The organism is Streptomyces sp. NPDC059564 (assembly GCF_042735575.1).
GTDB lineage: Bacteria > Actinomycetota > Actinomycetes > Streptomycetales > Streptomycetaceae > Streptomyces.
Map to the genome: position 1 here is coordinate 1 of NZ_JBHWBP010000408.1, position 6413 is coordinate 6413.

A 6413-nucleotide genomic window follows, 5' to 3' on the forward strand; every position below is an offset into this window, starting at 1 on the left:
TTCTTTTTTTTATTTTTTTTTTGTTTTGTGGGGGGGGGAATTCACACCCCCCAATCACCGCCTCCACTCACCCACACCAGGGAGACACCCGCGTGCCCGACACCGAATACCTGAGTACTTACCTGTCCGAACTCCCGCCCACCCCACGGAACATCACCTCTGCGGCCGTAGCCCTCGCCGGGCTCGACGCCCTGGGATGGGCCCCGCTGCGGGGCTACCCGGGATCTGATGTGAACTGGCCTGTGGCCTGCATGCTGTGCGGCTGACAGGGACTGCGCTTCAACTCCCACCTGCGGCGCGCGCTACCGCCGGGCCGGCATGCCGGGTGCATCCCGCGGTCCGAGTTCCCACTCCTACTGGACAGACTCGCCTCGACCGCCTCCGGCTCGTGCACTTGCCGGGTCCGGCACGCCATCACCGCGCAAGAGTTCTTCGAAGCCGCGCACCGGCTACTGCTCGCCCACAACGACGGCGAGCGCGATGCAGCCCTCACCCTCGCCGGACAGCTGCTCGGCCCCTGCCCCGCCACAGCCCGGCGCGGCCGGGCGGCACTCACCGCGTTCCCCCGCCCCTGATCCCGAAGACCGAAGGAGTTCAGATGGCCCCGTTCAAGACGGGCGACCGCGTCAGCGTCCTGCACCTGTCCACCTCGCGCGGCCCCTGCGCCGCATACAACCGCTACGTCCTCGAGGTCGAGCCTCACGACACGTACGGGCAGCGCGTGTGGATCGGCATGCCCGACGACTGCCCGGGCGGCCCGATTCACGACGTCATCGCATACCCCGACGTCATTGAGCACATGGAGCACGACCTGCTCGGCACCCAGGCTCCCTTTGAGCTGGAGTTCAATCTTGACTGGCACGTCGAGATGTCGACCCCGGACGCCTCCCGGCCGTCCTGGCCCGACGGGCGCCACGGTGCCCGCATCAACGTGCCGCTGACCAGACACGAGCGGCAAGGGCACGCCGCCAAGGCGGCCCTCTACACGAAGGAACTGCTCATCTGCGACGCGACGGCGTTCACCAGGTGGCTGACGAGAGTCGCCGCGAACGCGGCCTCGCAGGCGCGCCGGTGAGCCCCGCCGGCCGGAGTGCGGCCGCAGCATCGGGAGCGTGGCGGGCCAGTTTCCGCGTTCCGGACACCGCCCTGGAGTGGCGCAGCATCGTGCCCGCCCCACGCATGGGGGCTCGCGGCTGGGCTCGGAGCGCGGCAGCCACACCACACAATGCACAAAGCGCCACTTCCGTCGGGTCGGCATGGGATCACGCCCAGCTGTACGAGCTCACGTACACACCTCCCCTGCGCTCCTTGGAGCGGGCGGTGGCGTGGGCGGCGCTGCGCGACGTCGGCGCAGTCACGCCGTTCCGGGGCTGGGTGCCGAGTTCCGAGCTCCGGCGCGAGCCCCGAAACAAGTCGTGGAGGGCGCGGCTGGCTGATGCGCACGTGGAGTTGCACGAGCGCCTCATCGGCTACGGCGATGGACTCGCGGAGATCATGCGCAGCCTGGACGGCTCGCCGCAGGGGTGGGGTGTCGAGGCGTACCGCGACAGTTCCGGTGCGGTCAACTGGGTGGCCATGCAGGGCGATATCCACAAGGCCGGAATGTCGATGCTGAGGCAGACCCCGTACGGCCTGGTGTGGGTCGACGAGGGCTGACCTATTCCGGATGCGATTTCCGGGAGGCTTGCCCCTCCCCTCACAAATAGTAGAATTTAGATATGAGTTGGAGGGGAGGACCTCAAACTCCCGACCCGCTCCGCCTTCCCGGCGGGGCGGGTCGCCCCGTTTCAGCACCCCCTCACCAAGGAGAATCCGTGTCCCTGCAACTGGACCTCTTCGCGAACGCCGAGCCCGAGCCCACGCCCACCCCTCAGACCTTCGCCGCCAAGCCGCCCCGACGCGCACACTCCTCGCCCGCCGCAACCGCCCCGCCGCGCCGCCGCTCCAGGCCGAGCGCCGGCCGAGGTCCGCGGGGACGCACGATCTCCACTCGAAGGCCTTCGCCCTGGGCGAGGCCGTCACCGGGGCCTGGAACCGTGCGCACGGCGGCCCGGACATCGCTGTTCCGATCGGACTCGTGGCCGCGCTCACTCTCGTGCGACAGAAGGACAGCGGAGGCCCCGACCTCAAGGCACAGATCCTCACCCTGGAAGGTGACGAGCTGGTCGAGCTGTACCGGCAGATCTGGGCGAAGCACTGGGTGCACCGGCCCGACCTCATCGAGCGGGCCCGCATCCTCCACGAGTGGCTCAACAACGGCAGGAAGGCCGACGAGCACCGGGTCTACGCCGTCCGGGCCGTCACACAGGCCGCATTGAAGGGCGGCATCCTCGACCTGACCGGGCACTCCGACCCGTACGAGCGAACCCACACCGACACGCTGTCTCACGTGATGATGTTGTTGCGCAGCAACAGTGCACAGCAGGGCCTGGGCGAGTATCACACGCCTCCGTCGGTAGCCGACGCGATGGCTGAGGCCACCGTGGCGGTGTCGATGAAGGCGAAGAAGCCCGAGGTAGGCCAGCACATCCACGACCCGGCTGGCGGGAGCGGCGGACTCCTGCGCGCGGCAGCTCAGCGGCTTCGACGCCTCGGCTTCGACCCGGCGGACTTCCAGTGGTCGATGGTCGATGTGGACCAGATCGCCGCCGCCTGCGGGGCGGTCAACATGATCGTCTGGGGTATGGGGATGCGGGTGACGGTGGCCTGCGACGACGCCCTGTCCAACCCGCGCGCCATCGAGGACGCCCAGGCGCAGGCCCGCGCCGCAATAGCCCACCGTGACGAGATGCTGGGCAAGGCCCGCGTCCTCGCCGGGATCCGGGCCACACAGCAGCTCCTGAACAAGGCCGTAGCCGCATGAAGGCGATCAGCTTCGGGGGCGGGGTCCAGAGCATGGGGTTGATGGTCCTGGCGGCCCAGCGCGAGATCCCTCACCGCACGTTCCTGTTCGCCAACGTCGGCGCGGACAGTGAGGATCCGCGCACTCTCGACTATGTGGAGCGGGTGGCCGCGCCGTACGCCCAGCCGAACGGCCTCGACCTGCACGTGCTGGACCGCATCACACGCTCCGGCCGGCGCGAAACGCTCTGGGGGCGGCTGATGCGGCCGGGCTCGCGGTCCCTGCCGATTCCCGTGCGGATGTCGAACGGGGCTCCGGGAACTCGCTCTTGCACCCGCGACTTCAAGATCGCGGTTACGGGCCGATGGCTGCGCGAGCTCGGCGCCAGGCCGGGCACGCCCGCCGAGGTGGGGATCGGGATCTCCCTGGACGAGATCATGCGCGCGTCAAACCGGCACGTCGAGCCGCACGAGCGGATCTCCTACCCGCTGCTGGACCTACGAATGCGGCGGGCGGACTGCCCGTCCGTCATCGCGGACGAAGGGCTGGAACTGCCCTCGAAGTCGGCGTGCTGGTTCTGTCCCCTGAAGTCGCGGGCGGGTTGGGCCGAGCTGCTGCGGGACCGGCCAGTGCTCTTCGAGCGTGCCTGTGAGCTGGAGGAGACGCTGACCGCCCCGCGCGCGGCGCTGGACCGCGATCCGGTGTACCTGACCCGGTCGGGCCGACCGCTGGCGGAGGCGGTGACAGCTGCACAGGACGAGCTGCCATTCGATGTCGGCTGCGATTCCGGGTGGTGCATGACCTAGCCACCCCCCTCTGGCCTGCGGTGATGTGTTTGACACCCCCCTCATGCATAGTAGAATTTAGATATAAGCCGAAGGGGAAAAGCCACCAGCCGCAACGAGAGGAGCCCACAGTGACCGACCTGGAGATCGCGGTGCGCATCGACCTCAACGGCAACGTCCGCGAGCTCGACATCGGCACCGTCCGCAGCCAGCAGATCCGGATCATCGGCCGGGCCCTCCTCGACAACATCCAGGCCGTCGACTTCATCCGGCAGCCCACCGGCCCCGACATCGTGATCATTGCCGCGCCCACCGCGCCTGGCAGGCCCCCAACCTCCACGCCGCCCGCGCCGTCCACGAACTCGCCGCACTGCTGCCGCACTTGATCCAAGGCGAAGTTGTCTTCGTCGGCTACAGCGCCGCCGGAGACCTCACCGGCCTGCCCGCAGACGCGGCAGACGTGATCCGCGCCGCCTGCCAGGCCTCCTGACCACCGCACAACACCTCTTGGAGACACGGAACATGAGCACCGACACCGCAGCCCGCCTGTCCCTGATCGACTTGTTCCTCCTGGGCGACCTGATAGCCGAACGCCTCGGCGCCCCCTGGACGAAGGCCGACGACTCCGGCGACGCGCAGTCCGTCGAGTTCCACCACACCGCCGGGCACAGCATCGGCATCCGCCGCCTGTGGGACGGGATCGGCGCACAGGCCTACCTCACCGTCCCCAACGCGCCCAGGTACAACGCCGGTGTCGTCTTCAGCGACTCCGAGGGCGCCAGCGACACCCTCATCAACGCCATCGAGCAGCGTCTGCTGCCCGCTCTCGATGGACACCGCCCCAAGCTCGGCGGCAAGCCCGCCGAGCAGCAGGAGCCCGCCGAAGCCCAGCCGCCCGCTGGCGAGCCCACCACCGAGCAGCCCGGCCCTCCCCCCGCCGAGACCACCGAGCCGGCCGCGCCTGCGCCTGCGTTTGCACCGAAGAAGGCCCCCACCAAGCCGAAGACCGCTGCCCTGCGGGCGACGAAGACAGCCTCACCGGCCCGCTCGGCCACTCCGGCCAAGCGCACAACCGCCCGAAGGCCCAAGACGGCCGCCGCCACCGCCTGACCAAAAGCCTCCACCGGTGCGGGCGGACCCGCCGCCCGCACCCCCTGAACAGCTAAGGACAGCAGCCATGACCGCCACCGCAATCGAATCCACCACCACCGCCCAGGCAACCACGGTCGCCTTCGAAGGCCGCTTCATCTGGGCCGACCCGCGTGAACTGGTGGTCGACGCTTTCAACCACCGCAAGACCCGCGGCGACGACGACAACGGCACCGAACCCGACGCCTCCCTGATCGAGTCCGTCATCGAGTTCGGGGTCAACACCCCGCTCCTGCTGCGCCCGCAGACCGGAGCCCAGGACGGCCTGCTCGGCGTCGTCTTCGGTCAGCGCCGCATGAAGGCCGCCGCGATCGCCGCCGAGCGCGCCATCGCCGCCGGCCAGCCCATCCGCCTGGTCCCGGCCATTGTCCGCGACGACCTGCGAGACGTGGACGACGAAGCCTTGTCCCTCTCCGTCGTGGAGAACGTCCACCGCCGACAGGCCACATCCCTCGACGTACTGGATGCCGCCGAGCAGCTGGCCCTGATGCCGGTCGGCAAGATGCGCAAGGAGCGCGCCGCCAGGGCACTCGGCATCAAGCCCGAGGAGGTCGCCGCCGCACCGCAGGCTGCCAAGCTCAGCACCCGCGCCCTGCGGGAGGCGAACGCCGCCGCCTTCGACCTCGTGGACATGGCCGACTACCACTCGGTCGAGAACCTCGGCGGAGCCCTCACCACCCTCAAGCACGCCAAGAAGAAGGACACGGAGGCAGGTGACTCCTCACGCGGCCACTGGGCACACGCCCTCGCCGAGCTGCGCCAGAAGCAGAAGGACGAGGAAGAGCGGGCCCGGATCCTCGAGGAGCTGAAGACCAGCGGTGTCACAGTGGTCGCCTGGAATGCCCACCGCGAGCACGGCAACTCGCGCAGTCTCACCGACCTCGTCAGCGACATCGGCAATGCCATGACGGCCGAGCTGCACCAGGAGTGCCCCGGTCACGCGGCCGCTCTGATCCCAGGCGACACCGCGGTGGAGTGGCTGTGCACAGACTGGAAGCGGTACGACCACGAACTCACCGACTCCGAGTCCGCCGCGGCGAAGGTCCCCAAGTCGACGCCGGAAATGCTGGAAGCCGTCCGCAAAGTCCGGCGCTACAACAAGGCGTGGAGGACTGCACGCGAGGTGCGCCGCGATTACATCAGCCAGCTGTGTGCGGCCGGCGGCGAGGCCAACGACGCGACGTGGGTACTGATTCTTTCCACCATCACCGGCACCTCTGATCACTACGGCCGGGCGGCCACCCGCCCAAAGACGGACCTGATCAGCTCCTTCCTCGGCATGAAGGACCCCAACGGAGACCTCGACCACTGGCACCGCGTGCCCAACCCGTACGGACCGGTGATCGCCACCACCGCGAAGACGCGACGCTGGCGCCTGCTGCTGGCCCAGGTCGCGGCCATGTTCGAGAGCGAGGTCATGCACGACGGCGCGTGGCGCAACGTCGAGCCGCACACGGTGACCTGGCTGTCGTACCTCAAGGAGCAGGGCTACAAGCTGAGCGAGGTCGAGGCCGAGATCCTGGCGGAGGGCATCAAGAAGTACAGGCCCAAGAAGAAGTCGGCCTGATCGCTCCACTATCCGGCCGCGGTCCCCCACAGGGGACCCGCGCCCCGCGCGTCACCACCCACCATCCAGT

Annotated in this window: 7 protein-coding genes; all 7 read left to right on the forward strand. The window is 69.0% G+C overall.

The window, feature by feature from the left end:
• Positions 1-598: 598 nt before the first annotated feature.
• The 7 genes from ACFV0Q_RS36680 to ACFV0Q_RS36710 all read left to right on the forward strand — a co-directional run bounded on the left by ACFV0Q_RS36680 (position 599) and on the right by ACFV0Q_RS36710 (position 6343).
• On the forward strand, positions 599-1075 hold the full coding sequence (locus ACFV0Q_RS36680; RefSeq protein WP_385011630.1) for a hypothetical protein: 477 nt from the start codon (positions 599-601) through the stop codon (positions 1073-1075).
• Positions 1076-1443: 368 nt separating this feature from the next.
• The gene (locus ACFV0Q_RS36685; protein ID WP_385011632.1) at positions 1444-1656 is read left to right on the forward strand and encodes a hypothetical protein; all 213 of its coding nucleotides are present in this window, start codon (positions 1444-1446) and stop codon (positions 1654-1656) included.
• Between the two features lie 421 nt (positions 1657-2077).
• Complete coding sequence (locus ACFV0Q_RS36690; RefSeq protein WP_385011634.1) at positions 2078-2863, forward strand: N-6 DNA methylase; 786 nt, start codon at positions 2078-2080, stop codon at positions 2861-2863.
• Entirely contained in the window at positions 2860-3648 is a 789-nt protein-coding gene (locus ACFV0Q_RS36695) for a phosphoadenosine phosphosulfate reductase (protein ID WP_385011636.1), read from the forward strand. The genes ACFV0Q_RS36690 and ACFV0Q_RS36695 overlap by 4 nt, the downstream gene beginning before the upstream one ends.
• 110 nt (positions 3649-3758) lie before the next feature.
• Positions 3759-4013 (forward strand): hypothetical protein, encoded by a 255-nt coding sequence (locus tag ACFV0Q_RS36700; protein ID WP_385011639.1) that lies wholly within the window; start codon positions 3759-3761, stop codon positions 4011-4013.
• Positions 4014-4149: 136 nt separating this feature from the next.
• Complete coding sequence (locus tag ACFV0Q_RS36705) at positions 4150-4737, forward strand: hypothetical protein (RefSeq protein WP_385011641.1); 588 nt, start codon at positions 4150-4152, stop codon at positions 4735-4737.
• 67 nt (positions 4738-4804) lie between these two features.
• Positions 4805-6343 (forward strand): ParB N-terminal domain-containing protein, encoded by a 1539-nt coding sequence (locus ACFV0Q_RS36710; RefSeq protein WP_385011643.1) that lies wholly within the window; start codon positions 4805-4807, stop codon positions 6341-6343.
• The last annotated feature ends 70 nt before the right edge of the window (positions 6344-6413 follow it).